The organism is Streptomyces lincolnensis (assembly GCF_021173675.1).
GTDB lineage: Bacteria > Actinomycetota > Actinomycetes > Streptomycetales > Streptomycetaceae > Streptomyces > Streptomyces lincolnensis_B.
In genome coordinates this window covers 339653-365277 of sequence record NZ_JAIHON010000011.1, presented here as the reverse complement: position 1 = coordinate 365277, position 25625 = coordinate 339653, and the positions used below count along the sequence as shown (strand labels likewise).

General features: G+C 70.8%; 25 protein-coding genes. 10 read left to right on the top strand and 15 right to left on the bottom strand.

Going from position 1 to position 25625, the window contains the following annotated elements:
* Positions 1-8: 8 nt before the first annotated feature.
* From K4B79_RS32555 to K4B79_RS32535, 5 genes are all read right to left on the bottom strand, one after another.
* Positions 9-1133 carry an ABC transporter ATP-binding protein gene (locus K4B79_RS32555; RefSeq protein ID WP_232030893.1) on the bottom strand — a complete coding sequence of 375 codons (1125 nt, stop codon included), beginning with the start codon at positions 1131-1133 and terminating at the stop codon, positions 9-11.
* Positions 1130-1993, bottom strand: coding sequence for an ABC transporter permease (locus tag K4B79_RS32550; protein ID WP_232030892.1), 864 nt, complete (start codon positions 1991-1993; stop codon positions 1130-1132). Before K4B79_RS32550 ends, K4B79_RS32555 begins: the two co-directional genes overlap by 4 nt.
* A complete protein-coding gene (gene modA, locus K4B79_RS32545) occupies positions 1990-2862 on the bottom strand; it encodes a molybdate ABC transporter substrate-binding protein (protein ID WP_232030891.1) in 873 nt (290 codons plus the stop codon). The genes K4B79_RS32550 and modA overlap by 4 nt, the downstream gene beginning before the upstream one ends.
* A gap of 169 nt (positions 2863-3031) precedes the next feature.
* Positions 3032-3427 carry a TOBE domain-containing protein gene (locus K4B79_RS32540; RefSeq protein ID WP_232030890.1) on the bottom strand — a complete coding sequence of 132 codons (396 nt, stop codon included), beginning with the start codon at positions 3425-3427 and terminating at the stop codon, positions 3032-3034.
* Between the two features lie 52 nt (positions 3428-3479).
* Positions 3480-5432 (bottom strand): APC family permease, encoded by a 1953-nt coding sequence (locus tag K4B79_RS32535; RefSeq protein WP_232030889.1) that lies wholly within the window; start codon positions 5430-5432, stop codon positions 3480-3482.
* 703 nt (positions 5433-6135) lie between these two features.
* Between K4B79_RS32535 and K4B79_RS32530 the strand changes: the two genes are divergently transcribed.
* The 4 genes from K4B79_RS32530 (at position 6136) to K4B79_RS32515 (ending at position 10415) form a co-directional block, all read left to right on the top strand.
* A complete protein-coding gene (locus tag K4B79_RS32530; protein WP_232030888.1) occupies positions 6136-7431 on the top strand; it encodes an extracellular solute-binding protein in 1296 nt (431 codons plus the stop codon).
* 6 nt (positions 7432-7437) lie between these two features.
* Entirely contained in the window at positions 7438-8436 is a 999-nt protein-coding gene (locus K4B79_RS32525) for a carbohydrate ABC transporter permease (protein WP_232030887.1), read from the top strand.
* Between the two features lie 65 nt (positions 8437-8501).
* Positions 8502-9266: a carbohydrate ABC transporter permease gene (locus K4B79_RS32520; protein WP_232030916.1), complete on the top strand. Its 765-nt coding sequence runs from the start codon at positions 8502-8504 to the stop codon at positions 9264-9266.
* 57 nt (positions 9267-9323) lie between these two features.
* On the top strand, positions 9324-10415 hold the full coding sequence (locus K4B79_RS32515; RefSeq protein ID WP_232030886.1) for an endo-1,4-beta-xylanase: 1092 nt from the start codon (positions 9324-9326) through the stop codon (positions 10413-10415).
* Between the two features lie 80 nt (positions 10416-10495).
* Here K4B79_RS32515 and K4B79_RS32510 read toward each other — a convergent pair whose 3' ends face one another.
* From K4B79_RS32510 to K4B79_RS32495, 4 genes are all read right to left on the bottom strand, one after another.
* Complete coding sequence (locus K4B79_RS32510; RefSeq protein ID WP_232030885.1) at positions 10496-11536, bottom strand: LacI family DNA-binding transcriptional regulator; 1041 nt, start codon at positions 11534-11536, stop codon at positions 10496-10498.
* A gap of 196 nt (positions 11537-11732) precedes the next feature.
* Entirely contained in the window at positions 11733-11939 is a 207-nt protein-coding gene (locus tag K4B79_RS32505; protein ID WP_232030915.1) for a DUF5999 family protein, read from the bottom strand.
* A gap of 371 nt (positions 11940-12310) precedes the next feature.
* On the bottom strand, positions 12311-12901 hold the full coding sequence (locus tag K4B79_RS32500; RefSeq protein WP_232030884.1) for a hypothetical protein: 591 nt from the start codon (positions 12899-12901) through the stop codon (positions 12311-12313).
* A gap of 254 nt (positions 12902-13155) precedes the next feature.
* On the bottom strand, positions 13156-13329 hold the full coding sequence (locus K4B79_RS32495; protein WP_232030883.1) for a hypothetical protein: 174 nt from the start codon (positions 13327-13329) through the stop codon (positions 13156-13158).
* Between the two features lie 131 nt (positions 13330-13460).
* On the opposite strand from K4B79_RS32495, the gene K4B79_RS32490 reads away from it, so the two are divergent.
* Positions 13461-14978 (top strand): glutamate-cysteine ligase family protein, encoded by a 1518-nt coding sequence (locus tag K4B79_RS32490; RefSeq protein WP_232030882.1) that lies wholly within the window; start codon positions 13461-13463, stop codon positions 14976-14978.
* Between the two features lie 27 nt (positions 14979-15005).
* Here K4B79_RS32490 and K4B79_RS32485 read toward each other — a convergent pair whose 3' ends face one another.
* Positions 15006-16778 (bottom strand): substrate-binding and VWA domain-containing protein, encoded by a 1773-nt coding sequence (locus K4B79_RS32485; RefSeq protein ID WP_232030881.1) that lies wholly within the window; start codon positions 16776-16778, stop codon positions 15006-15008.
* A gap of 193 nt (positions 16779-16971) precedes the next feature.
* Between K4B79_RS32485 and K4B79_RS32480 the strand changes: the two genes are divergently transcribed.
* Positions 16972-17772: a CPBP family intramembrane glutamic endopeptidase gene (locus tag K4B79_RS32480; protein WP_232030880.1), complete on the top strand. Its 801-nt coding sequence runs from the start codon at positions 16972-16974 to the stop codon at positions 17770-17772.
* 46 nt (positions 17773-17818) lie between these two features.
* Here K4B79_RS32480 and K4B79_RS32475 read toward each other — a convergent pair whose 3' ends face one another.
* From K4B79_RS32475 to K4B79_RS32465, 3 genes are all read right to left on the bottom strand, one after another.
* Positions 17819-18628: a PhzF family phenazine biosynthesis protein gene (locus K4B79_RS32475; protein ID WP_232030879.1), complete on the bottom strand. Its 810-nt coding sequence runs from the start codon at positions 18626-18628 to the stop codon at positions 17819-17821.
* A gap of 83 nt (positions 18629-18711) precedes the next feature.
* On the bottom strand, positions 18712-19368 hold the full coding sequence (locus tag K4B79_RS32470; RefSeq protein ID WP_232030878.1) for a class I SAM-dependent methyltransferase: 657 nt from the start codon (positions 19366-19368) through the stop codon (positions 18712-18714).
* A 63-nt stretch (positions 19369-19431) separates the two neighbouring features.
* Complete coding sequence (locus tag K4B79_RS32465) at positions 19432-20868, bottom strand: FAD-dependent monooxygenase (protein ID WP_232030877.1); 1437 nt, start codon at positions 20866-20868, stop codon at positions 19432-19434.
* A gap of 262 nt (positions 20869-21130) precedes the next feature.
* Between K4B79_RS32465 and K4B79_RS32460 the strand changes: the two genes are divergently transcribed.
* A complete protein-coding gene (locus K4B79_RS32460) occupies positions 21131-21754 on the top strand; it encodes a PadR family transcriptional regulator (RefSeq protein ID WP_232030876.1) in 624 nt (207 codons plus the stop codon).
* An 81-nt stretch (positions 21755-21835) separates the two neighbouring features.
* Here K4B79_RS32460 and K4B79_RS32455 read toward each other — a convergent pair whose 3' ends face one another.
* On the bottom strand, positions 21836-22264 hold the full coding sequence (locus K4B79_RS32455) for a type II toxin-antitoxin system Rv0910 family toxin (protein ID WP_232030875.1): 429 nt from the start codon (positions 22262-22264) through the stop codon (positions 21836-21838).
* Between the two features lie 88 nt (positions 22265-22352).
* A complete protein-coding gene (locus K4B79_RS32450) occupies positions 22353-22541 on the bottom strand; it encodes a hypothetical protein (protein ID WP_232030874.1) in 189 nt (62 codons plus the stop codon).
* A 199-nt stretch (positions 22542-22740) separates the two neighbouring features.
* Between K4B79_RS32450 and K4B79_RS32445 the strand changes: the two genes are divergently transcribed.
* The 3 genes from K4B79_RS32445 to K4B79_RS32435 all read left to right on the top strand — a co-directional run bounded on the left by K4B79_RS32445 (position 22741) and on the right by K4B79_RS32435 (position 25595).
* Positions 22741-23280 (top strand): Clp protease N-terminal domain-containing protein, encoded by a 540-nt coding sequence (locus K4B79_RS32445; protein WP_232030873.1) that lies wholly within the window; start codon positions 22741-22743, stop codon positions 23278-23280.
* Positions 23281-23413: 133 nt separating this feature from the next.
* Entirely contained in the window at positions 23414-24418 is a 1005-nt protein-coding gene (locus K4B79_RS32440; protein WP_232030914.1) for an EamA family transporter, read from the top strand.
* A gap of 229 nt (positions 24419-24647) precedes the next feature.
* Positions 24648-25595, top strand: a complete 948-nt coding sequence (locus K4B79_RS32435; protein ID WP_232030872.1) for a DMT family transporter — start codon at positions 24648-24650, stop codon at positions 25593-25595.
* The last annotated feature ends 30 nt before the right edge of the window (positions 25596-25625 follow it).

The following is a 25625-nucleotide window of genomic DNA, read 5'->3' as shown; positions in this document are numbered from 1 at the left end:
CCCTTGGCTTACGCCGGGTAGGCGTGTGTCTGCGTCGCCTTGACGGTCGCCCAGACCGGGGCGCCCGGGTGCAGGTCGAGTTCCGCCGCGGCGACCGTGGTGAGGTCGGCGGCGAGGGGGAGTTCGCCGGTGAGGTCCGCTCGGATCTGGTCGCCGTGGGTCTCCAGGCCGGCCACCTCGCAGCGCCAGAGGTTGCGGGCGCTGGAGCCGGTGGGGCGGTCGCGGTGGAGGGTCACGGCGCTCGGGGGGAACGCGACGAAGACCTGTCCCGTGAGATCTTCCGTCGTGGTGATGGCCGGGCCCGCGTCCAGTCGGACCGTGTGGCCGTCGGCCCGGCCCTTGTAGAGATTGAGGCCGACCAGTTGGGCGATGTAGTCCGTGCGGGGGTGGCGGGCGATGTCGGCGGGCGTGCCCTCCTGGACAATCCTGCCGTGCTCGATGACGACCAGGCGGTCGGCCAGGACCATGGCGTCCAGCGGGTCGTGGGTGACCAGTACGGCCACGGCCTCGAACTCGGCGAGATGGCGGCGGAGTTGGGCGCGCACCTCCAGGCGGGTGCGGGCGTCCAGGGCGGCGAGGGGCTCGTCGAGGAGGAGCAGGCGGGGGTGGGTGGCGAGGGCTCGGGCCAGGGCGACGCGTTGGGCCTGGCCGCCGGAGAGGTGGCGGGGTTTGGCGGTGGTGTGGTCGGCGAGGCCCATGCGGTCGAGCCAGTCCCTCGCGTGCGCCCGGGCCTCGGATTTGGTGGCGCCTTGGCAGCGGGGACCGAAGGCGACGTTGTCCAGGGCGGTGAGGTGGGGGAAGAGGAGGTAGTCCTGGAAGACGACGCCTACGGGGCGGTGTTCGGGGGGTGTGTGGAGGAGATCGGTGCCGTCCAGGTGGAGGTGGCCCGTGGTGAGGGGGGTCAGGCCGGCGAGGGCTCGTAGGGCGGTGGTTTTGCCGGCGCCGTTGGGGCCGAGGAGGGCGAGGACGTCGCCGGGGGTGGCGGTGAGGGTGATGTCCAGGTGGAAGGTGGGGGTGGGGGCTACTACGAGGTGGGCGTCGAGGCCCGTGCGGCCATCGTTGTCGGGTGCGGGTGGCCCCTGTGGGGGCTTGGCGCCGTCGGCGGGTGCCGGTGGTTCCTGGGGAGGAGTCATGTCGTGGTCATCCAGCGGTCTCGTAGGGCTGCCAGGACCGCGATGGAGACGGTCAGGAGGACCAGGCTGAGGGCGATCGCGGCGGCCGGGTCGTTCTGGAGGGCCAGGTAGACGGCGAGCGGCATGGTCTGGGTACGGCCGGGGAAGTTGCCGGCGAAGGTGATGGTCGCGCCGAACTCGCCGAGGGCGCGGGCCCAGGCGAGGACGGAACCGGCGGCGATGCCCGGGGCGATGAGGGGCAGGGTGACCCGGCGGAAGGCGGTGAAGCGGGAGGCGCCCAGGGTGGTGGCGGCCTCCTCGTAGCGGGGATCGGCGGCGCGCAGGGTGCCCTCCACGCTGATGACCAGGAAGGGCATCGCCACGAACGTCTCCGCCAGGATCACGCCGGCCGTCGTGAACGGCAGCGTGATGCCGAACCAGGCGTCCAGCCACTGTCCGACGATGCCGTTACGGCCGAGGGCGAGCAGGAGCGCCACACCGCCGACCACCGGGGGCAGGACGAGGGGCAGGGCCACCAGGGCGCGGACCAGGCCGCGGCCGGGGAAGTCCGTGCGGGCCAGCAGCCAGGCCAGCGGGACGCCGATGACCAGGCTGAGCGCGGTCGCCGCCGTGGCGCACACCAGGGACAGACGGAGCGCCTGCCAGACCCCGGCGCTGGTCAGCTGCTCCGGGAGGCTGCTCCAGGGCGCCCGTACGAGCAGGGCGGTCAGGGGGAGGAGCAGGAAGGCGAGGCCGACCAGGGCCGGCAGGAGGAGGGGGAGCGGGGCGGCTCGGCGGGCGCGTCGGCGTCGGCGTCGTGGTCCGTCCGGTCCGGTCTTCGGGGTGGCGGCCGTGGGGCCGGTCCTGTCGGGTCCTGTCACGGCTTGAGGAACCCGGCTTCGGCCAGCACCTTCTGGCCCTCGGCCGATCGCACGAGCTCGATGAACGCCTTGGCGGCGTCGGGGTTGCCCGCGTTCTTGAGGAGGGTGATGGGGTAGTCGTTGACGGCGTCGGCCGACTCGGGGAAGTCCACGCCCTCCACCTTGTCACCCGCGGCCTTCACATCGGTCCTGTAGACGACCGCGGCGTCGGCCTCCTTCAGCTCGACCTTGGTCAGGGCGCCCTTGACGTCCTGCTCGTAGGAGACCGGCGTGAGCTTGAGGCCGCCGGCCTGCAGGGCCTTCTGGGCGGCGGCACCGCACGGGACCGTCCTGTCGCACAGGACGACCTTCAGGCCGGACCTGGTGAGGTCCTTCAGGGAGGCCACCTTCTCGGGGTTGCCCGGCAGGGTGGCGATCTCCAGCTGGTTGCGGACGAACGTGGCGGGGGCGCCGGAGCCGTCCCCGGCGTCGGTGACGATCTTCATCGTCTTGGGGCTGGCGGAGGCGAACGCATCCGCCGGGGCGCCGTTGGTGATACTCGCGGCGAGGGAGTCGCTGCCGCCGAAGCTGAAGGTCACCTTCGTGCCCGGGTGCTCCTTCTCGAACTCCTTGCCCAGGGCCGTGAAGCTCTCCTGGAGCGAGGCCGCGGCGAAGACCGTCACCGTGCCGGAGAGCTCGGCGGAGGAGGCGGAGGACGACGAGGAGGACGCGGTGTCCGAGCCGGACGAGGAGCAGGCGCCGAGGGTCAGCAGGGCGGCGGTTCCCAGCGCTGCCGATTGCAGGAACCGGCTGGGCCGGCTGGTCCGACTCGGCTGACTCGGCCGGTTGGTCCGGCTGGTCCGGCTGGTCCGGCGCGCGGAACGGGGCATCACGGGTCCACTCCCTCGGTCTGTCCGCGGGAGAGCCCGCCGGGCCTCCCGATGCGCCGATCATACTTCCGCAGGTGCGAGGTGTATGTCTCCTGTGTCATCGCATGAGCGGCACAGGGGGGCGGGTCAGGTGCGCATGTGCGTTCCTACAGGTGGCGTCGCCGGTGGGTCAGGACCGATCGATATGTACGTTCGTCGACTTCACCCGGGCGGTGGCCTCCATGCCGATCTCCAGGCCGAGTTCCTCGACGGCCTCGCGGGTCAGCAGGGAGACGAGCCGGTGGGGGCCGGCCTGGATCTCGACCTGGGCGGCGACGTCGCCCAGCTTGATGGCGGTGACGATGCCGGGGAAGGCGTTGCGGGCGGAGGTGTACGAGGTGGCCTCGTCGCCGCTTCCGGCCTTGGCGAGCTCCACCGAGAAGGCGGCCAGGTCGCGCCCGTCGATGAGTCGTCGTCCGCTCTCGTCGCGGTGGGTCGCCACCCGGCCCGCGTCGGCCCAGCGGCGTGCGGTGTCGGGGCTCACGCCGAGCAGTCGCGCTGCCTGGCCGATGGTGTAGGACTGCATGCCGGTCACGATAGGCGCCGGTGGGGCGCTCGCCCCGTCCGGGCCCGTGCGCTCACCCCGTGTGCACCCGTGGCCGCCGCGCCCGGTCCGGTTCCGCCTCTCGCAGGACCTCTCGGGTGACCGGGGCGACCTCGCCCTGGCCGAAGAGGAAGAAGCGCAGGAAGTTGTGGAAGGGGTTGCCCTCGGTCCACTCGAAGTAGATGTGCGGGGTGCGGCCGGTGGTGTCGCGGACGTGCAGGAGCAGGGCGGCCAGGGCGTTGGGGATGGAGGAGGACTCCAGGGTCAGGACCCGGTAGCGGCCGTGCAGGACCTCGCCGCGCACGGTCAGGCTCGCCTCGAACTCGGACGGGTCGAGGACGGTGACCTCGACGAAGACGAAGTCGTCGCCGGGCATGTCGTTGTCCTCGCGGATCTGCTCGATCTTGTCGTGGTACTCGGCCTTGTCCCGCTGGTCGGGCTCGTTGGCGATGAACCGGATCTTGCGGCTGGCCATGTCCCGGACGAAACGTTCCGCCATCGGGTCGAGGGTCACGCTGGTCACGCGGAGTTCGAAGGCGCGGGCGAGCCGGGAGAGCAGGGAGACGAGGATGATGCCGGCGATGAAGCAGGCGCCGATCTTGACGCCGTCCGGGCGCTCGATGACGTTCATGACGGTCGTGTAGAGGAAGATCGCCGAGATCACCGCGAAGGCGACGGTCCAGTTGCGTTGGCCGGCCTTGCGGGCGGCGATGGTCACCGCGATCGCGGCGGAACTGATCAGAACCAGGACGCCGGTGGCGTAGGCGCCGCCCTGGGCGTCGACGTTCGCGTCGAAGAGCCAGGTCACCAGGAAGGCCACGAGGGTGAAGACGATGACCATCGGGCGCACGGCGCGGGCCCAGTGCGGAGCCATGCCGTAGCGGGGCAGGTAGCGGGGCATCAGGTTGAGCAGGCCGGCCATGGCGGAGGCGCCGGCGAACCAGAGGATGGCGATGGTCGAGACGTCGTAGACCGTGCCGAAGACGTTGCCCAGGTACTGGTGCGCCAGGTACGCCAGGGCGCGGCCGTTGGCGTCGCCGCCCGTCTCGAACTCCTTCTCCGGGATCAGCAGGGTGGTGATGAAGCTGGTGGCGATCAGGAAGCCGCTCATGATGAGGGCGGCGGTGGTGAGCAGCTTCTTGGTGTCGCGGATGCGGCCGGTGGGCCGCTCCTCGGTGTCGTCCGCGTCGCCCTGGACGTGCGGCATGACCGCGACGCCGGTCTCGAAGCCGGACAGACCGAGGGCGAGCTTCGGGAAGACGATCAGGGCCAGGCCGATCATCACGAAGACGTTGCCGTGTTCGGTGGTCAGGGCGCTGGACCAGTCGCTGACGACGTGCTCGGCGGTGATGACGTGCCACAGGCCGACGATCACGACGACGACGTTCAGTGTGAGGTAGACGCCCACCAGGGCGACCGCGACGCCGATGGCCTCCAGGAAGCCCTTGAGGAACACCGCGCCGAGCAGGGCCACCAGGACGAGCGTGATCAGCATCTGCCTGCCGTGCAGGACGTCGGTCAGGTGCGGGTTCTCGATCAGGTGGGTCGAGGCGTCCGCGGCCGACAGGGTGATGGTGATCAGGAAGTCGGTGGCGGCGAAACCGAGCAGGGTCAGGACGAACAGCTTGCCCTTCCAGAACGACAGCAGCCGCTCCAGCATCGCGATCGAACCCTCGCCGTGCGGGCTCTCCTCGGCCACGCGCCGGTAGACGGGCAGGGCGCCGGCCAGCGTGACGATCACCAGCACGATGGTGGCGATGGGGGACAGGAGTCCCGCCGCGAGGGCGGCGATGCCGGGCTGGTAGCCGAGGGTGGAGAAGTAGTCGACACCCGTCAGGCACATCACCCGCCACCAGCGCTGGCCCTTGTGCGGGGGCTCCGGCTCGGCGTGCGGTCCCGTGTGGCCGCCGCTCCTGCCCATGTCGGAGAGGCCTTGGAGCATCCAGGAGCGCAGACGACTGGGCGGTGCGTGTTCGGTGGTGGCCATCGGGCGTGCTCCTGAGGTGCTCTCAGCTCGGTTCGGCCGCCGGTGGACGGCGGGTTCAGCGTATGCGGAGAGTGACGCCGGGGCCCACGGATGCAGTGGATGCGTGCGTCAAGCTTCCGTTAAGACTGGCCTGGTGAGCACCGTCGCGCACGGTGTGCGGGCCGGTCGGCGGGGCGGTCACCCAACGTCATGTCGGGGGTGGGTGTCCCCAGCCTTGATTCCGGTCCGTGGGAGGCCCTGTCGCGCCTCCGCGCCCTCTCGCGGGTGCGCTTCGTAATGTTCGCCGGTCAGGCCGAATGTTTCGCATGGGCGAATGCCCGCAGGGGCGGGGCGGCTTCGGTACGGGGCCCTCGGGCGCCGCTCGGGCGCCGCTGATCGGAGCGGACCGGCGGTGGCGGCGTCTGGTGCGGCGGGTCGCCGTAGACGGCCGCGGCGCCCTGGGGGACGTACAAGTCGACGGCCCGACCGAAGAAGCCGACGGCGCCCCTGGTGCGCGTACGGGCGCCCGTACGCCTGAACCCGGGGCTTTCCGGAACAAGTTGGTGAGGGGTGCCTCGAACATTCCCCGCGTACAGGGGGTTGCCACCGTTTGGGCGCTGTCTCTAGGGTGCGGCAACATAACGAAGCTTTCTGGATCTGTTCCGAAACTTTCGGTTCCCAAGGACGGACATGGACGCTCCGTCCCGTACTCAAGGAGCGCATCATGGGCGATCCGGCACTGTCCCGCCGCGGCTTCCTGGCGGTGTCCGCCGCAGCGGGTCTGGGCATGACGGCACTGAGCGGCTGCGGCGACGACTCGGACGGAGGGTCGTCGGACGGGACGACCACGATCGAGTGGTGGAACATCTCCACCACTCAGCCGGCGAAGAGCGTCTGGGCGGGCCTGGCCAAGAAGTTCGAGGCCCAGAACCCCAAGGTGAAGATAAAGATCGTTCAGCTGGAGAACGACGCCTACAAGTCGAAGATGACGGCGCTCATCGCCTCGGGGAAGCTCCCCGACATCTTCCACACCTGGGGCGGCGGGGTCCTCAAGCAGCAGGTCGACGCCGGCCTCGTGGAGGACCTCACCGAACGGACCAAGCCGTGGGGCGACGGTCTGCTCTCGGTCGCCAGGGAGCCGTATCTGCTCGACGACAAGGTCTACGGCATCCCGTTCGACATCGGCATGATCGGCTTCTGGTACAACAAGGCCCTCTTCCAGCAGGCCGGTATCACCGAACCCCCTGCCACCTGGGCCGCCTTCCTGGAGGCGGTGTCCAAGCTCAAGGCGAAGAACGTCATCCCCATCGCCCTCGCGGGCAAGGAGAAGTGGCCCGGCATGTACTACTGGGCCTACCTCGCGATGCGCACCGCGGGTGCGGAGGCACTCCAGAAGGCCTACGACGACAAGGACTTCACCGGTCCCGAGTTCGTCCAGGCCGGCGCGCACCTCAAGGCCCTCGTCGACCTCCAGCCCTTCCAGAAGGGCTTCCTCAACGCCGCCTACTCCACCCCCACCGGCCAGGCCGCCGCCGTCGGCAACGGCAAGGCGGCGATGGAGCTCATGGGCCAGTGGGCGCCGGTCGTGCAGGCCGACTCGGGCAAGGGGCTCGGCGACGACCTCGGCTTCTTCCCGTTCCCGGCCGTCGAGGGCGGCAAGGGCGCGATCACCGAGGTGTTCGGCGGAGGCGGCGGGCACGCCCTGCGCAGGGGCGCACCGCAGGCGGCCGTCGACTTCCTGAAGTTCTTCGCCTCCGAGGCCACCGACGTGGAACTGGTCAAGAAGACCGGCGTCATCCCGGTGGTACCCGGCGCCGAGAGCGCCCTGACCGACCCCAACATCAAGCAGGTCGAGGCCCAGCTGAAGGGCGCCACCGGGTTCCAGCTCTATCTGGACCAGGCGTACGCGCCCGCCGTCGGCCAGGAGGTCAACGACAGCGTGGCGGCGCTGATCGCCGGCTCCAAGTCCCCCGAGCAGGTCGCCCAGTCGATCACGCAGACCACGAAGGAAGAGCAGTAGCCGGCGATGACCTCCACGTTCCTCGCAGACAAGCGGAGCGGTCCCGACGCAGACCACCCGCCCCCGGAGACGGTCAGGGCCCGGGGGCGGGTCCGTCGGCGCGTGCTGCACTGGCTGACCGCGGTCGGCTTCCAGGTGCCCGCCCTGGTGCTGTTCATCGGGCTGGTCCTGCTGCCGATGCTGTTCGCGCTGTACGCCGCCTTCTTCCGCTGGGGCGGCTTCGGCATGCCCTCCGACTACATCGGCACCGACAACTTCACCCAGCTCTTCGACAACCCGGTCTTCCTCGGCGACCTGTGGCGCTGCCTCGTCCTGGTGCTGCTCTCGCTCGCGCTCCAACTGCCGTTCGCGCTCGCCATGGCGGTGCTGCTGAACCAGCGGCTGCGCGGCCGGGCGGTCTACCGGATGCTGTTCTTCGCGCCCTACGTCCTGTCCGAGGCCATCACCGGCGTGCTGTTCGCCATGATCTTCGCCCCGGACGACGGACTGGCCGACCATCTCCTGGGCGGCATCGGCCTCGACGGGCTGGGCGGGGAGTGGTTCGCCGATCCCTCCTACGTCATGGCGACCCTCTTCCTGGTCATGATGTGGAAGTACTTCGGCTTCCACATGATGCTCTACCTGGCCGGACTCCAGTCCATCCCGAAGGAGTTGACCGAGGCCGCGCTGATCGACGGCGCCAGCCCCTGGCAGCGGTTCCGCAACGTCACCCTGCCGCTGCTCGCGCCCACCCTGCGCATCAGCATCTTCCTGTCCGTCATCGGCTCGATCCAGCTCTTCGACCTGGTGTGGGTGATCACTCAAGGCGGTCCCGACCACCACTCCGAGACCATGGCCGTGACCATGTTCCAGTACGGCTTCAAGCGCTACCAGGTCGGCTACGCCAGCGCGATCAGCGTGGTCATGTTCGGCATCTGCCTCGTCTTCGCCCTCGCCTACCAGCGGTTCGTGCTCCGCCGCGACCTCGAAGGGGCCACCACGACGATGAGGGGAGACGGCAAGTGAGCCGCAGCAAGACCACGGCACGGACCCTGCCACTGCACCTGATCCTCGTCCTCGTCGGCGCGCTGATGATCGTGCCGCTGGTGTACGCGGTCCTGTCCGGTTTCAAGTCCACCGCCGAGCTCTCCAGCAACCCCTTCGGGCTTCCCGAACACTGGCTGGCCGGCAACTACACCGACATCCTCGGCGGTGGCGACTTCTGGCGGCTGGTCGGCAACAGCACCCTGATCGCGGTGGGGACGACCGTGCTCCTGGTGGCGGTGTCCGCGCTCTCCGCCTTCTCCTTCGCCCGGTTCGCCTTCCGAGGGCGGGAGGTGCTGTTCACCTTCTTCACGATGGGGCTGATGTTCCCCTTCGCGGTGGCGGCCCTGCCGCTGTTCCTGCTGCTGCGCTCCCTGGGCCTGCTGGACAACCCGCTCGGGGTGATCCTGCCGCAGGCCGCGTTCGGGCTGCCGATGACGATCATCATCCTGCGCGCGTTCTTCCGTGAGATCCCGGGCGAGTTGGAAGAGGCGGCCACCCTCGACGGGTGCAGCTCCTTCGGCTTCTTCTGGCGGGTGCTGCTGCCCATGGCCCGGCCGGCGCTCGGCACGGTCTCGGTGCTCGCCGTCGTCACCAGCTGGAACAACTTCATGCTGCCGCTGCTGGTGTTCACCGACAGCACCTGGTGGACGCTGCCGATCGGCGTCCAGCAGTTCCAGGGCCAGTACTCCGCCGAGTACGCCCGTGTCTTCGCCTATCTCGTCCTGGCGATGGTCCCCGCCCTCGCCTTCTACTCGGTCGCCGAGCGCCAGCTCGTCGGCGGACTCACCGCGGGCGCCACCAAGGGATGACCCCGCTGCCCGCGGCCGTACGGCTCGCCCACACACCCGCACGTGAGGAGTCGCACCATGCGCACCAACCGTCTCAGACTCGTCGGCGCCGCCGCCGCGATCCTGGTCGCCGCCGGGATCGGCGCACCCGCCGCCCAGGCCCGTGACACGGCCCCCGACCGGGCCCTGGGCAACACCTCCGCCCAGGCCCACGGCAAGCAGCCCACCCTCGCCGAACTCGCCCAGCGCCACGGCCGCTACTACGGCAGCGCCACCGACAACCCCGAGCTGGTCGACGAGCCGTACAAGGCCATCCTCGGCAGCGAGTTCGACCAGATCACCCCGGGCAACGGCATGAAGTGGTACGCCACCGAGCCCGAGCAGGGCGTGTTCGACTTCTCCCAGGGCGACGAGATCGTGAACCTCGCCCGGGCCAACCGGCAGAAGGTGCGCGGCCACACGCTCGTCTGGCACAGCCAGCTGCCCGACTGGCTGACCTCGCGCGAGTGGACCGCGCCCGAGCTCAGGGCCGTACTGAAGAACCACATCCAGACCGAGGTACGGCACTACCGGGGCAAGGTCTTCGCCTGGGACGTGGTCAACGAGGCCTTCAACGAGGACGGAACCTACCGCGAGACGATCTTCTACAAGACGCTCGGCCCCGGCTACATCGCCGACGCCCTGCGCTGGGCCCGCCAGGCCGATCCGAAGGTCAGGCTCTACCTCAACGACTACAACATCGAGGCGGTCGGCCCGAAGAGCGACGCCTACTACACCCTGGCCAAGCAGCTCAAGGCCCAGCGCGTCCCGCTCGACGGCATCGGTCTCCAGGCCCACCTGGCACTCCAGTACGGCTATCCCACCACCCTGGAGGACAACCTCCGCCGCTTCTCCCGGCTCGGGCTCGACACCGCGCTCACCGAGGTCGACATCCGGATGATCCTGCCGGCGACCGAGGAGAAACTGGCCCAGCAGGCCGACTGGTACCGGGACGTCACCGAGGCCTGCCTCGCGGTGCGCCGGTGCGTGGGCATCACCCTGTGGGACTACACCGACAAGTACTCGTGGATCCCGGCGTTCTTCGACGGCGAGGGCGCGGCACTGCCGTGGGACGAGCAACTGGCGCCGAAGCCGGCGTACTTCGCGATACGGGAGGCGCTGAAGAAGTAGACGTCGGCATCGCGGACCGTTCCCGGGTGCCCCCTAGGGGAGGGCACCCGGGAACGCCTGTGCGCGGGGGGCGTCGACGGTCAGACGGGGGCCGTGCTCGCCCGGACCACCAGCTCCGTGCCCAGCTCGATCCGCGGGGAGTCGGGCTGTTCGTCTCGGGCCAGACGCAGCACCGTGCGGACGGCCAGCTTGCCCATGTCGGCGAGCGGCTGACGCACCGTCGTCAGCGGCGGCGCCGACCAGCGGACTTCCGGAAGGTCGTCGAAACCGACGACGCTCATGTCCTCGGGGACCCGCAGCCCGCGCCGCCTGAGCGCCTCGATCGCGCCCAGCGCCATCTGGTCGCTGGCCGCGAACAGCGCGGTCGGCGGCTCGGGCAGGTCCAGCAGGGCGTTGCAGCCGGTGAACCCGGACTCGGGATGGAAGTCGCCGGGGACCACGAGGGAGCCGTCGACGGCGAGACCGGCTCCCTCCAGGGCCGCGCGGTAGCCGTCGAAGCGGGCCCGGGAGCACAGCAGCCGGGGCGGGCCCGCGATCAGGCCGATCCTGCGGTGCCCCAGGGACAGCAGGTGCTCGGTGGCCGCCATGCCGCCCGACCAGTTGGCGGCGCCGATGGTGGGGACGTCGAAGGCGGGGGAGCCCGCCGGGTCGACGACCACCAGCGGGACGCCGAGGATGCGCAGTTCCTCGTGCAGGACCGGCTCCAGGGCCGAGGTGACGAGGATGACGCCGTCGGAGGCGCGGGCGCGCAGATTGCGCAGCCATTCACGGGCGTCGCCGGTGCGCCCGTGGATCGCCGAGACGACCGTGCCGACGCCGGAGGCGTGGGCGATCTCCTCGACACCTCGGATGATCTCCACCGCCCAGGGGCTGTCCAGGTCGTTGAAGACGAGGTCGAGCAGCGCGGCGCGGGTGCCGGGGGCGGCCGGGCGCTTGCGGTAGCCGTACCGTTGCAGCAGGTCCTCGACCCGGGCCCGGGTCGACGGCGACACGTCGGACCGTCCGTTGACGACCCGGGAGACCGTCGGTACCGAGACTCCGGCCTCCCGGGCGATCTCCGTGATGGTGACCTTGCCCCGGGCCTCGTGCGCCGGCTCGGCGTCGGCCTCGCGTGCTGTCACTTCCCCACCTCCGTCGGAGTCCCTGCTCGTCGAGCAGGTCCACGAAACTTCCAGGAGTCTTCCGGAAAGTGGGGGTACACACAAGGGATTACAGGGAGTGATCGACCCTGGACATGCGTCGGGGCCGGTGCGCAGTCGGTTGCTGCGAGCCGGCCCCTGGAGTACCGCGGGCGGCGGGGTCCACCGCCCGTGCCGCTCAGGCGGCCGTCATCACCTGCACGCCGCCCAGCGGGCGGTGCGGAGCGATGACCCGTCCGTCCGGCAGGAGCTCACCGGTGTCCTCGAAGAGCAGAACGCCGTTGCACAGCAGACTCCAGCCCTGCTCCGGGTGGTGTGCCATGAGGCGGGCGGATTCCCGGTCGGCGGATTCGGCTGTCGGACACGGTGGCTGGTGCTGGCACATTGGTGGGATCTCTCGCTGTGTCGTGGTCATCTCGGTCCCCCGTTGCGAAACTCGGTCCGAACCCAGTGTTGCCCCACGGGCGTCAATCCGCAGGGATTTCGCATCACCATCTCTTCACAGGTTGATGACGCATCCCGCGTTCGGATGGTTCATCCCAACTGCACTGTCCCTTCGGGTGGTTCGGGATGGCCGGAAGAGGCTAGTCCGTGCGGGTAAGGGGCGCGTCCCGGCTCGTTCGAGCCTTTAACCGCTCGTACGAGCAATAGAGGTTCCGGGGGATTGTGCGAGGACGACTCTATGGGTGCCGAATACACAGTCGTACCCCGCTACCGGGAATTCGGCGGCGGGGTACGAGGGCGGTGCGCGGAATCTCAGGCCGGTGAGCCGAGCAGCGGGGCCGGGCTCGGGGTCACCCGGTGGGTCAGCACCGGGAGGAGCTCGGAGACCCGGTGCGGCCGGTGGGCGGCGATACCGGGCGGTGCCGGAGCCAGGGGGACGAGCAGGTCGGTGGCGGCGGGGTGGCCGGTGGCGGCGTCGGAGGCGCAGTCGCCGTGCAGCCAGAGCGTGAGCATGTACAGGCCGGGGATGGACAGCAGGCGCGGCTGGTACGCCTGTGTCATGGCCTCGGCCTGGCGCAGCGCGCGCTCGGTGGAGGCGATGTACGGGCCCTCGAAGAAGTGCGAGAAGGTCCAGCCGTCCGGCGTCAGCATGGTCTCGGCCGCGGCCGCCGCACGGCCGCCGCAGTTGATCAGGAAGCGCCAGCCGGCCAGCCGCGTGGCGGGGACGCCCGCCGGATCGACGCCGTCGAGGATGTGCACGGGCAGCGGAAGTTCGGGCGTGGCCGGTCCCTTCGCGTGGAGCAGGGAAGGGGTACGGGCCTCGCGGACCGCGGTGGGGGAACCGAGGGCGGTGAGGACGGAACGCAGGGCGGGCGCGGGAGCCGGGGGGACACGCAAAGGCATGGTGGGTCGCCTCTCATTCGACAGGCACGGGGGCGCGCGGGCGGGGCGGGGGCGGACGGCGCTGTCAGCTCACGGGGTCAGAGAGGCCGGAGTCGTGGTCCGGTGACCAAGGGGTGCGGGTGAGGCCTGCCGCACGTCACCCGACGGCAGGTTCGAGGGCCCGAGCGCCGGCCTTCTGCCTTGTTCGCGGAGTTTATACGACACATGTTCAGACGATGTTTCGTCTAGCCGCTTTCGCCGGGTCGGGCAAGGGTTCATTCGGTCGGCGATTCGCGGGAATCATCCCGATTCCAGGCCGGGCGCACAGTGATGACCTCGGGTAATGCTCCGGCGGCGGTCGGCCCATTCTCGTCGGCGTTTTTCACGAGTTTCTCGGGGAACTCGAAACCGCACACTGCACCATGCCCGGTGAATGTGCCACCGGTCACATCCGCCAGAGTAGCGGCTTCCGGGCCCGTCCGGGACGTTATCGATCGTCCTCGCTGGGCATCATCCCACCTGACCCGGGACCGACCGGCGGCCGGATTGATGGCCCGCCCATCCGAGGAGGGACGCTTCGATGGGGGAGAAGGTCGTGGCAGGCCAGTTCGACCTGTCCGATCGCCAGCGCTACCGCGACAAGCTCCGACAGTGCCTGACGGGGCTGGAGCGACTCCTGGCCGAGAAGCGGTTCGACCGCCCCAAGAACCTCATGGGGCTGGAGATCGAATTGAATCTCACGGGTGCGGACGGCATGCCGAAAATGCTCAACGCGCAGGTGCTCGAACGTATCGCAAGCCGAGATTTCCAAACAGAACTCGCCATGTTCAACCTGGAAGTCAACATAGCTCCCCACCGGTTGGGAGGCCGGGTATTCGATCGGCTCTCCGAGGAACTCCGCACCTCGCTGGCATATGCCGACAGGAAAGCCGGTGAACTCGACGCGGGAATCGTGATGATCGGCATTCTGCCGACGCTCGACCGGGACGACCTGGTGTCCTCCAATCTCTCCGACGTCGACCGCTACGCACTGCTCAACGACCAGATCGTCGCCGCCCGGGGCGAGGAGTTCGCCCTCGACATCGACGGCGTGGAGCGGCTGACCTGCACCTCGAAGTCCATCGCGCCCGAGGCCGCCTGCACCTCGGTGCAACTGCACCTCCAGGTCACCCCGGGCCGCTTCGCTGACGTGTGGAACGCCGCGCAGGCCGTCGCCGCCGCGCAGATAGCCGTCGGCGCCAACTCCCCCTTCCTGTTCGGGCGGGAGCTGTGGCGCGAGTCCCGGCCGCCGCTGTTCCAGCAGTCCACCGACACCCGCCCGCCCGAGCTCCAGGCCCAGGGGGTGCGGCCGCGGACCTGGTTCGGCGAACGGTGGGTCTCCTCGGCGTACGACCTCTTCGAGGAGAACCTGCGCTACTACCCCGCCCTGCTGCCGATCTGCGACGACGAGGACCCGCTGGCCGTCCTCGACGCCGGGGGCGTCCCGAAGCTCTCCGAACTCGTCCTGCACAACGGCACCGTCTACCGCTGGAACCGCCCGGTCTACGGCATCGCCGACGGCGTCCCGCATCTGCGCGTCGAGAACCGCGTCCTGCCCGCCGGCCCCACCGTCACCGACGTCGTCGCCAACGCGGCCTTCTACTACGGCGTCGTCCGCGCTCTGGCCGAGGAGTCGCGGCCCGTGTGGACCCGGATGCCGTTCGAGACGGCCGCGGCCAACTTCGACGCCGCGTGCCGGTACGGGATCGACGCGCGGCTCGTCTGGCCCCGAGGGGGCCGGTACGGCGGGACGTACGAGATCGACGCCGTCAGTCTCGTACGCGACGAACTGCTGCCGCTCGCCGAGGCCGGGCTGGACGCGTGGGGCGTCGAACCCGCCGACCGCGACCACTACCTCGGCGTGATCGAGGAGCGGTGCCGGCGCCGGGTCAACGGCGCGTCGTGGCAGTCGGCCACGTTCCACCGGGCCCTGGAGACCGGACTCTCCCGCGATGCCGCGCTCGCCGCCACGACCCGCCGCTACCGCGAGCTGATGCACAAGGGCGAGCCGGTGCACACCTGGCCGGTGGGGCTGCCGGAACCGGTGCCGCTGGGGTGAGTGCCCCGGGGTCCCTGGTCCCGGGGGTCAGCGCCCGTCGGTGTCCCGGGTGCCCGCCGCGACGACGGCCTTGAGGATGACCGAGTGGATCTGGGAGGGGTCGTCGACCTGCTGGCCGGAGCCGCCGGTGGACCGGGCGATCAGTTCGGCGTCCTCGCGGTCGGCGTCCGGGCCCACGGCGATCATGATCAGGGGGACCGGGCGCTCGGGGTTGGTGAGCCGCTCCAGCCGGGCGACGAGGTCGGCGCGCGCGATGCCGCCCGGGTCCTGGTTCACCCCGTCGGTCAGCACCACCAGCGCGTTGAACTTCCCCTCGACATAGGAGGAGGTGGCCGCCCTGTACGCGGCGAGCGTGGTGTCGTACAGGCCGGTGGCACCGTCGGGGACCGGCGCCAGGTCGCTGAACGCGGCCGAGAGGCGCTCGCGCTGGGTGCCGCCGTCCACCCGGTCGCCCAGCCGGCGGGTCGGCACGAGGACGCGGTGGTCCTTGGCGCCGTCCAGCCGCGTGGAGAAGTCCCACAACCCGATCTCGTCCTCGGGCGTGAACGTGGCCAGAGCCTGGAGCAGGGACGCCTTGGTGACGTCCATCCGCGACCGGTCCGTGCCCGGCACCCGCTCCGACATCGACGAGGAGGCGTCCACGACCGTGGTGATCCGGGCGCTCTGCACCGTGATCGTCCACACGCCCAGGGTCTCGTCGAGCGCGGTCTCGGGCGCCGGCTGGACGACGGGTGCCTCGTACGGCTGCGGACGACTGCCGCCGGCACCCCTGACCAGTGTGTCCGCCACCCTCTCGTCCGACGTCCTGAAGCCGCGGCTCTCCAGCAACTGCCGCTGCGCCGGCCGGTCCAGATAGTTCATGAACCGGATCGCGGCCCGGCTCTCGTCGGTCGTCAGCCCCGACCCGTCGACCAGCGTGTACGGATAGTCGAGCCGGGGCGAACCGTCCTTCGGGTAGAAGAAGTCCAGGCTGCCGCCGCCGTCGGCGGAGTTGTACGCGAACGCGGCCTGCTCGGTGAGCACCAGCGCCTGGTTCCGCTTCGGGTTGCCCTGTTCGGTGCCCGAGGAGTCGCGCGGCAGTGTGTCCAGGACCTGCCCGTCGGTGTCGGAGGTGCGCTGGGACAGGGCCTTCATCATCGCCGCGGCCCGGGTGTCGCCGCCCGCGCTCCCGGCGGCGGAACCGGCCAGCCGCGTGAGCGCGAGCAGCCCGGTCGCGCTGCGCGCGGGATCGGCCGCGCCGAGCCTGAGCGAGTCGTTCCGCAGGGCCGCGCCGGCCAGTTCCGACCAGCTGTACGTCTTCTTCGGCCAGCCCAGCGACTTCGCGGCGGCCGGCACCATCGCCATCCCGATCGGGGTGGAGGCGACATTGCCCACCTGGGACACGTCCGACCCGCCGCGGTCCGTCCGCAGCCGCTGGACCCACAGATCCGAGTCCGGCACCCACACCTGGAAATCGCTCTTCTCACCCGCCAGCAGTTCGTCCGCCACCTTGTACGCGTCCCGGGCGCTCACCGCGACCGCCAGACACCGTCCGTCGGAGGTCAGGTCGTCGTCCCGCGCCCGCTGCGCCGCGGTCCGCAGCGCGGGAGCCAGGTCGGGGGAGGCGGCGAGCCGCAGCCGTACGGGGTCGTCCTGGCAGGAGGCGCCGAAGGAGAACAGCCCGCCCCGGACGGCGGCCGCCGTGCCGCCGGCGACGGTGAGGACGAGGGCCGTCGCCAGGATCACCGCACGACGATGCGTCCGGGGCCGGGGGTCGCCGGCGCCCGCCCCATACTGATCGGGCAAGCTGTGACGTCCCATGACGGTGGTGCCCCTCCCAGTCGGCCTGCGGAACCTCGGCCGGAGTCCGGCCGTACGGCAGGCAGGAGGGAGGTACGCCCCGTACGGCGTCCGTCCCCCCGACGGCCTGTCGCGCACGATGTTCGTATGTGGTTTCGAGACCTTAGCGGGACGGCGATGGGGATGCGGCGGGAATACTGAACTGGAGTCAGGTGTGCAGTCAGAGACGGGCCCGGTGGCCGAATCTTCTCCTCCGGAGCGGCTCTCGCGACGGATCCTCCGGGACGAGGTCCTGCTCGTTCTGGGAGTCTCGCTCGGTGCGAGCGGTGTATCCGCTCTGATCAGCTTTGTCGGATCGGTCACCAGGCCGGGAGGTCTCAAGGACCAGGCGGCCACGCTCAACGCGTCGGCCGCGCCCGGCCGGCCGTGGCTGGATCTCGCCTGGCAGCTGTTCGGGATCACCTCGGCGCTGGTGCCCGTCGCCCTGGTCGCGCACTTTCTGCTGCGCGAGGGCCAGGGCCTGCGCACCCTCGGCTTCGACCGCACCCGGCCCTGGCCGGACCTCGGCCGCGGGGCCGGGATCGCCGCGGTGATCGGCAGTACCGGAATCGCCTTCTACCTGGCCGCGCGCGGTCTCGGCTTCAACCTCACCGTGGTCCCCGAGGCGCTGCCCGAGGTCTGGTGGAAGTACCCGGTGCTGATCCTGTCGGCGATGCAGAACGCGATCCTCGAAGAGGTCATCGTGGTCGGCTATCTGCTGCGCCGGCTCGGCCAGTTGGGCTGGACGCCGGGCACCGCGCTGGTGGCCAGTTCGGTACTGCGCGGCTCGTACCACCTCTACCAGGGCATCGGGGGCTTCATCGGCAACATGGTGATGGGCGTGGTGTTCGTGTACCTGTACCGCCGCTGGGGGCGGGTGGGGCCCCTGGTGGTGGCCCATTCCCTGCTCGACATCGGGGCGTTCGTCGGATACGCGTTGCTCGCCGGGAAGGTGGGCTGGCTGCCGACGGCGTGACCCGACGGCAGCTCTCTCCCCGTGCTGACGGCAGCTCTCTCCCGTCCTAGGCGAGCAGCTCGCCGTCGATCACCGTCACCGCGCGACCGCTCAACAGGGTGCGCTCGCCCCGCAGTTCGGTGCGGACGCGGCCGGAGCGGGGGGAGGCCTGGAGGCCGGTGAGCTCGGTGCGGCCGAGGCGCTCGGACCAGTACGGGGCGAGCGCGGTGTGGGCGCTGCCGGTGACCGGGTCCTCGTCGATGCCGATGTTCGGGAAGAAGCAGCGGGAGACGAAGTCGTAGCCCCGGCCGGGGTCCTCGGCGCGGGCGGTGGCGATGATCCCGCGCTCGGAGTGGGCGCCCAGGGACTTGAGGTCCGGGGCGAGGGCGTGCACGGTCTTCTCGTCGGCGACCTCGACCAGCAGATCCCCGATGTTCGGACCGGTGTCGAAGGCGGTGAGCGCCTCGGCACCGAGCGCCTCCGTCACCCCGGGCGGCAGTTCTACGGCGGTGAGCGGCGCCGTCGGGAAGTCCAGGGTGATCGAGCCGTCCGCACCGGGAGCGGCGACCAGGACACCGCTGCGGGTGGCGAACCGCACCGGTCCCTCGTGGGCACCGGTGGAGTACAGGACATGAGCCGTGGCGAGGGTGGCGTGGCCGCACATGTTCACTTCGGCGGTGGGCGTGAACCAGCGCAGCGCCCAGTCGGCCTCGCCGCCCTCGGGCAGGCGGTGGGCGAAGGCGGTCTCGGCGTGGTTGACCTCCAGGGCGATCTTCTGGAGCCGCTCGTCGTCCGGGAAGGCGTCGAGGATCAGGACCCCGGCCGGGTTGCCGGCGAAGGGACGGTCGGTGAAGGCGTCGACGATTCGGATGCGCATGCCTTGATGCTGGGCCATCCCGAGGCCGACGGACCAAGGCCAATTACGGTTGAGTGGACCGATTTCGGGGGCCGTTACCGTCGTCACGCCCCGGTTTTGCGGGCCAGGAAGGTACCGCTCCGCCGGGTGGCTCCCTCGGTGGGCTCCTGCACCAGCCGCGCGGTGACGACGAACCCGGCCTCTGCCAGCAGCCCGGCGATCCGGTCCGGCGGCAGCAGATGCGACTCGTAGGAGACGGGGTGGCCGCCGTACGCCTCCGTCGGACGCAGACGCTCGCCGTCGCCCACGTGACCGGCCAGCATCAGACGGCCGCCGGGTGCCAGCGTGCGGTGGAACTCGGCGAACACCGCCGGCAGGGAGTCGGGGGGTGTGTGGTGCGTGGCGTAGTAGGCCAGGACGCCACCGAGTTCGCCGTCGCCGGTCTCCAGGGCGGTCATCGACCCGACCCTGAAGTCCAGACCCGGACGTGCCCGCCGGGCGAGCTCGATCATCCGCGGCGACAGGTCGACGCCGAACACCCGTACTCCCAGGTCCGCCAGGTGCGCCGTGACCAGCCCGGGACCGCACCCCAGATCCGCCACCGGCCCGAGGTCGTCCGTCCGCACGACCTCGGCGAACGCGGTGAGCAGCGCGCGGGACAGCGGATCCAGTTCCGTGGGGCGCTTGACGACGGTCAGGTAGGCGGCGGCGACGGTGTCGTACGACTCCCGGATCGCGGCGAGATAGGAGGGCTCGGTCACCAGCGCGACTGTAACGGAGGGTCGGTGAGGACCGCCCACGGCTGATCTGTCCGCGATCCCTGGTCAGGAGGCGGGCTCGCCGAACCAGCGGGAGAGGTGGGCGTCCAAGTCCCGCTGATCGTCGCCGATCCAGGCGACGTGGCCGTCGGGGCGTAGCAGGACGCAGGGAACATCCAGTGCCGCGGTGGGGTCCGCGAGGTGATCGACCCGGTCCGACCAGCCGCCCACGGTCAGGCGTTCCGTGCGGTCCAGCAGCAGGCCGCGGCCGCGATGCAGCAGGGCGTAGAGACGGCCGTGTCGTACGTCGATGTCGGGCAGGCGGCGGCCGAGCAGGTCGGGGCCCTCGCCGACGTCGTAGCGGATGCCGGTCGCGGTGATCTTCTCGAAGAGCCGGCGGTTGACCTCGTCGACGTCCATCAGTTCGGTGAGCAGCCTGCGCACGGCCCGGGGGCCCGGTTCGGTGGAGTGCAGTTCCGTCTGGGCGCGGGTGTTGTCCAGCACGTCCTCGGCGACCGGACGGCGTTCGGTCTGGTAGGTGTCCAGCAGCGTTTCCGGCGCCCAGCCGCGGATCCGTGCGGCCAGTTTCCAGCCGAGGTTGAACGCGTCCTGGATGCCCAGGTTGAGGCCCTGCCCGCCGGTGGGCGGATGGATGTGTGCCGCGTCGCCGGCGAGGAGCACCCGCCCGACCCGGTAGCGGTCGGCCAGCCGGGTGGCGTCCCCGAAGCGGGACAGCCAGCGCGGGGAGTGCACGCCGAAATCGGTGCCGGCGACGGCGCGCAGCTGTTGTCTGAAGTCGTCGAGAGTGGGCGGTTCCGCGCGATCGCCGACTCCCGCGGCCGGGACGACGACGGGGACGACGATGCTGTACGCCCGCTCGCCGAAGGGCCTGAGCCAGAAGCGCTTGTCCATCGCGCCGATCTCGGTCACCTTGGCGGCGATCTCCTCGCGGGGCACCCCCACTTCCATCTCGCCCATCAGGGTCTCGGTCCGGGAGGGTTCACCGGGGAAGCCGACGCCGAGCAGCTTGCGCACCCTGCTGCGCCCGCCGTCACAGCCGACGAGCCAGCGCGAACGCAGCTGTCGGCCGTCGGCCGTCTCGACGGTCACCCCCTCGTCGTCCTGCTCGAAACCGACCACCGTGGCGCCGTGCCGGATCTGCGCACCCAGTCGGGTCGCATGCTCTTCGAGCAGCTGGACGATGACCGGCTGCGGGATGCCCAGCAGATACGCGTACGCGGGATCCAGGCCCTGGGGCGCCGGCTTGTCGATGGCGGCGAAGAGCCCGTCGGCAGGGCGCCGCCGTCCGTGTTCGCGCACGCGGTCCAGCAGTCCGCGCATCGCCATCAGTTCGAGGCTGCGCATGTGCAGAGCGACGATGCGGACGAACGACACGGGCTCGGTCTCCTGCTCCAGAACGAGTACCCGCACATCGTGCAGCCGGAGTTCGGCGGCCAGCGTCGCGCCGGTCGGTCCGCACCCGGCGATGATCACGTCGAACATGAGGTGGTGCCTTTCGGGAGTGCCTGATGGGGGAGGCGCTCCCGGCGACACCTACGTCGATCGCCCGACCGTGACCGGAAGGGGGAGCACCCACGTCGATACAGCGTTCATGGGTCTCACCTCCTCGGGCGGTGTCGCGGTCGACCGCACGCTACAAGCTCGGCATCGTCCCGTCCAAGCGTTTTCGAGTCTTGCCATGCGAACTATTCCGATATATCGTTGAGGTATCGCGACAGATCAACGATGGAATGGAGTGATGGCGATGCACAGCCACGGATACGAGCGTGGACATGGTGGAGCCGGGCGTCCGGGCCGAGGCGGTTTCGAGGGCCTGCGAGGTGCCTTCGGGCCCTTCGGGCCGGGTGGCCCCGGTGGTCCCGGCTTCGGCGGACCGGGCTTCGGTCCCGGGCCCTGGGGGCCCAGGGGGCGGGGTGGACCTCGGGGGAGGGCGCGGCGCGGTGACGTGCGCGCCTCGATCCTGGCCCTGCTGAAGGACCGGCCCATGCACGGTTACGAGATGATCCAGGAGATCGCCGAGCGCAGTGGCGGGGCGTGGAAGCCCAGTCCGGGCTCGGTGTACCCCACCCTCCAGTTGTTGGAGGACGAGGGCCTGATCACCAGTGCGTCCGAGGGCGGCAAGAAGCTGTTCTCGCTCACCGACGCCGGCCGCGAGGCGGCCGAAGAGGGCCCCGACGCGCCCTGGGAGGAAGCCTCCCGTGGCGTCGACTGGGAAGCCCTCGGTGAGATCCGGCAGGCCGGCTTCGGTCTGATGGAGGCCTTCGGGCAGGTCTGGAAGACCGGCAGCAAGGAGCAGCGTGAGAAGGCGCTCGGCGTCATCAACGACGCCCGCAAGAAGCTGTACCTGATCCTGGCCGACGAGGACTGACGGTCCTACGGCTCTGAAGAGGCGCCCCGCGGGAACGTTCCCGCGGGGCGCCTCTTCGTTTTCTCGTGGGGCGTCGGGGCGTCAGCCCACCAGGCCCGCCAGTTTCCGCAGCGACTCGTTCAGCGCGGCGGTCGCCGAGTCCTTGAGCTTGCCCGCCATCAGGGAGACCGCGGCGCCCGTGAACTCCCCGTCGATGCGGACCAGCGTGGCGTCGCCGTCCGGGACCAGGGTGTAGCGCGTGGCGACGGTCACCGACATCGGGCCCTTGCCGCGGAGGGCGAGCACCCGGGCCGGTTCCGCCTGTTCGACGGTCCACTCGACCTCGGCCGGGAAGCCCATCATCTTCATGTTCTCCTGGAAGGTCGCGCCCGCTTCCAGGACCGTGGGGCCGCCCTTGGGGAAACTCGTGTGGGTGGCGTTCCACTCCCCGTACGAGGGCCAGTCCGTGAGCTGGGCCCACACCTTCTCGGCCGGTGCCCCGATGCGGGACTCCGCGCTGACTTCGGCCATGCGACCACCTCTTCGTGACGGGCTACGGTGTCGCGGAACGTAGCGGCAGGACCCGGAACATTCAATACTGACGAACCGTCAGGATGGGTCAGCCCACGCGCTCTATCACGGCCGCGTCGAACAGGTCCCACGCGCGCGGGAACGCACTCTCGTCGTGGCAGTGCCAGGCGTCCCAGAACAGGTCGGCGAGCAGCGCGTCCTCCGGGGCGTACACCCGGTACACGTACTGCTTGCCGTCGACAGCCGGCAGCGCCACCAGCCAACACCTGCTCTCCATCTCCGTATGGGACGAACGGCGGCGCATCCCGGTTGCGTGCGGGGCGCAGGGCAAGGCGGCGCGCGCCCTTCGTGGGCGGAAGGGCGTGATCTCATCCGTAAGGAGGAGATCGTGGCTGTCCGGGTCCCCTTCCCGTGGGACGCGGAAATGCTTCCTTTCGTGGATGACCGAAGAGGGCGGGGCTGATGAGGTAGGGGATGTGCACCCCCGTATCCCCCGGCAGTCGGCCCTCCAGCCCGGCAGCCGGCGCCCGGTCCACACGGACGGCGATGCCAGCCTCGGCGCGGAGCTGGCAGCGGTGGTCTCCGGTGCCCGGCGGCGGGCGGTCAGGGACGGGGACCGGCAGATCGACACGGCTCATCTGCTGCACTCGCTCCTGGAGTTGGACCCCGGGGTGCGGACCGTCTTCGACGCCGAACCGCAGTTCGCCCGCCTGCTCGGCTATCTCGTGCAGCGCAGCATCGGCTACGGCCTGCGCTGGCAGGGCAGCGTGGAGGACTCCGGCGCCGTACCCGTGGTGACCCGTGCGGAGGGCTACTCGCCGCTGGCCGCCGGGGCGATGGAGTACGCCCGTGCGCGCGCCGACCGACGCGGCGGCGGCCCGCCCCTCGGCCTGGACCTGCTCGCCGCGATCGTCGTCGACCCGGAGGCTCGGGCGGTCGAGGTGCTGGAGCGCGCCGGGGTCGACGCCCGTGCGCTGCTCGCGCGGATCGACAGCCGCTCACGACGGGCCGTCTGACAACGCGCGTCGTTCGGCCGCGCGCCCCTTCTGGCCGCGCGCCGTCGATCCGAGCGTGCCCGCCCCTTGATCCGGTCCGCTCGGTGAGACAGGTGTCATGCGGGATGACGCTCATGTCGCCGCCTGCCATCATGTGCCCGTGCATACGTCTGAGAGCATCCAGAACCACCGGAACAGGGGCACGGGGCTGAGCCTCGCGCTCGTGTCCGCGCTCGCCTTCGGCGGATCCGGTGTGGCGGCCAAACCGCTGATCGAGGCGGGTCTCGACCCGCTGCACGTGGTGTGGCTGCGGGTGGCGGGCGCCGCCCTGGTGATGCTGCCGCTGGCCGTGCGCCACCGCGGACTGTTGCGCAGCCGTCCCGGTCTGCTCCTCGGCTTCGGCCTGCTCGCCGTGGCGGGAGTCCAGGCCTGCTACTTCGCCGCGATCTCCCGCATTCCCGTCGGTGTCGCCCTGCTCGTGGAGTACCTCGCGCCCGCTCTCGTGCTCGGCTGGGTGCGGTTCGTGCAGCGGCGGTCGGTGACGCGTGCCGCCGCGCTCGGCGTCGTGCTCGCGGTCGGCGGGCTGGCCTGCGTGGTCGAGGTCTGGTCGGGTCTCAGCTTCGACGCCCTCGGGCTGCTCCTCGCCCTCGGCGCCGCCTGCTGCCAGGCCGGCTACTTCGTCCTGTCCGACCAGGGCGGCGACTCCGGCGACCGGGCACCCGATCCGCTCGGTGTCATCGCCTACGGCTTCCTCGTCGGCACCGCCGTCCTGACCGTCGTGGCGCGTCCCTGGCAGCTGGACTGGTCCGTGCTCGGCCGCGCCGCGGACATGGACGGCACGGCGGTCTCCGGCGGTCTGCTGCTGGCCTGGATCGTGCTCTTCGCCACTGTCGTCGCCTACGTCACCGGAGTGCGCTCGGTGCGTCGGCTCTCCCCGCAGGTCGCCGGAGTCGTGGCCTGCCTGGAGGCGGTCGTCGCCACCGTCCTCGCCTGGATCCTGCTCGGCGAGCACCTCTCGGCCCCGCAGATCGTCGGCGGCGCGATCGTGCTGGCCGGCGCGTTCATCGCGCAGTCGTCGGCGCCGGCCAAGGGCTCGACGGATCCGGTGGCGAGCGGTGGCGCGGAAAGTGAGTTGTCGGCGCGCGAAACCGCCGCATAGCCTGCCCGCCATGCACACGAACGCGCTCGTCCTTCCGCCTCCGGCCGCCTGAGGCGGGCCTCCGGAAAACCGGGGTGTCCTCGGAACACCCCTGAGCCCGGCCCGACGCCGGGCGGACGGTGCTGCCCGCAGACGAAGTCCGTGGACCCCGCCGAGCGGGTGTCCTTCCCCGAACTTCCGCGCACGGTGCGCCCCTTGAGCGCGCCACGCGCGTCTGCGGAGAGAACGCGTGTCGAATCCTGTCTCCGGCCTGCCCGTCGGGCGAGGCCTCCTCTATCTGATCGTCGCCGGAACCGCCTGGGGCACCGCGGGCGCGGTCGCCTCGATGGCCTACCGGTCCAGTGACCTGGGACCCGTAGCCCTGTCCTTCTGGCGGTGCGCGGCCGGACTGGTCCTGCTGCTCGCCGCCCGCCGCGCTCGTCCGCGTGTGCGGAACGCCGTAGCCGAACCACTGCGCCGGAAGGCGCTGCGGATCGGGGTGACGGGCGTCGGTCTGGCGGTGTTCCAGACAGCGTATTTCGCGGCCGTCGCCGCCACCGGGCTGGCCGTGGCCACCGTCGTCACCCTCGGCGCCGGGCCCGTCCTCATCGCGCTCGGGGCGCGGCTGACCCTGGGGGAGCGGCTCGGGCGCGGCGGGATCCTCGCCGTCGCCGGCGCGCTCGCCGGCCTCGGGGTGCTGATGCTGGGCGGCGGGGGCGCCACCGTACGTCCCTGGGGCGTCCTGCTCGGGCTGGTCTCGGCGGCGGGCTGCTGTGTGATGACCCTGCTCACGCGCCGCTGGGGCGCGGACGCGGGAGCCGACGCCTTCGGTACGTCCGTCGGGGCGTTCGCGGTCACCAGCCTCTGCCTGCTGCCCTTCGCCCTGTCCGAGGGCCTGGTCCCGCACACCGCCGAACCCGCCCTGCTCCTGGGCCTGTTGGTCTACATCGCGGCGGTGCCCACGGCCCTCGCCTATGCCCTGTACTTCGCGGCGGCCGTCGTCGTCCGGCCGGCCACCGTGTCCGTGATCATGCTGCTGGAGCCGGTGAGCGCCACCGTGCTGGCCGTCACGCTGCTGGGAGAGCGGATGACCCCGGCGACGCTCGTCGGCACCCTGCTGATGCTCGGTTCGGTCGCCGGTCTCGCGGCCGCCGAGGCGCGCGGGGCGGTACGGAAGGAGGAACCGGTGTTCGTCTGAGACCGGGGGCCCTTCGTCGCCGCAAGGCTC

What these genes read in the sequence shown, in the direction of transcription:
- K4B79_RS32530 (WP_232030888.1), top strand. Translation starts at nt 6,136, where the DNA reads ATGGGCGATCCGGCACTGTCCCGCCGCGGCTTCCTGGCGGTGTCCGCC.
- K4B79_RS32505 (WP_232030915.1), bottom strand. Translation starts at nt 11,939, where the DNA reads ATGTGCCAGCACCAGCCACCGTGTCCGACAGCCGAATCCGCCGACCGG.
- K4B79_RS32455 (WP_232030875.1), bottom strand. Translation starts at nt 22,264, where the DNA reads ATGGCCGAAGTCAGCGCGGAGTCCCGCATCGGGGCACCGGCCGAGAAG.
- K4B79_RS32555 (WP_232030893.1), bottom strand. Translation starts at nt 1,133, where the DNA reads ATGACTCCTCCCCAGGAACCACCGGCACCCGCCGACGGCGCCAAGCCC.
- modA (WP_232030891.1), bottom strand. Translation starts at nt 2,862, where the DNA reads ATGCCCCGTTCCGCGCGCCGGACCAGCCGGACCAGCCGGACCAACCGG.
- K4B79_RS32500 (WP_232030884.1), bottom strand. Translation starts at nt 12,901, where the DNA reads ATGCCTTTGCGTGTCCCCCCGGCTCCCGCGCCCGCCCTGCGTTCCGTC.
- K4B79_RS32535 (WP_232030889.1), bottom strand. Translation starts at nt 5,432, where the DNA reads ATGGCCACCACCGAACACGCACCGCCCAGTCGTCTGCGCTCCTGGATG.
- K4B79_RS32520 (WP_232030916.1), top strand. Translation starts at nt 8,502, where the DNA reads ATGATCGTGCCGCTGGTGTACGCGGTCCTGTCCGGTTTCAAGTCCACC.
- K4B79_RS32490 (WP_232030882.1), top strand. Translation starts at nt 13,461, where the DNA reads ATGGGGGAGAAGGTCGTGGCAGGCCAGTTCGACCTGTCCGATCGCCAG.
- K4B79_RS32485 (WP_232030881.1), bottom strand. Translation starts at nt 16,778, where the DNA reads ATGGGACGTCACAGCTTGCCCGATCAGTATGGGGCGGGCGCCGGCGAC.
- K4B79_RS32460 (WP_232030876.1), top strand. Translation starts at nt 21,131, where the DNA reads ATGCACAGCCACGGATACGAGCGTGGACATGGTGGAGCCGGGCGTCCG.
- K4B79_RS32540 (WP_232030890.1), bottom strand. Translation starts at nt 3,427, where the DNA reads ATGCAGTCCTACACCATCGGCCAGGCAGCGCGACTGCTCGGCGTGAGC.
- K4B79_RS32515 (WP_232030886.1), top strand. Translation starts at nt 9,324, where the DNA reads ATGCGCACCAACCGTCTCAGACTCGTCGGCGCCGCCGCCGCGATCCTG.
- K4B79_RS32465 (WP_232030877.1), bottom strand. Translation starts at nt 20,868, where the DNA reads ATGTTCGACGTGATCATCGCCGGGTGCGGACCGACCGGCGCGACGCTG.
- K4B79_RS32475 (WP_232030879.1), bottom strand. Translation starts at nt 18,628, where the DNA reads ATGCGCATCCGAATCGTCGACGCCTTCACCGACCGTCCCTTCGCCGGC.
- K4B79_RS32525 (WP_232030887.1), top strand. Translation starts at nt 7,438, where the DNA reads ATGACCTCCACGTTCCTCGCAGACAAGCGGAGCGGTCCCGACGCAGAC.
- K4B79_RS32450 (WP_232030874.1), bottom strand. Translation starts at nt 22,541, where the DNA reads ATGGAGAGCAGGTGTTGGCTGGTGGCGCTGCCGGCTGTCGACGGCAAG.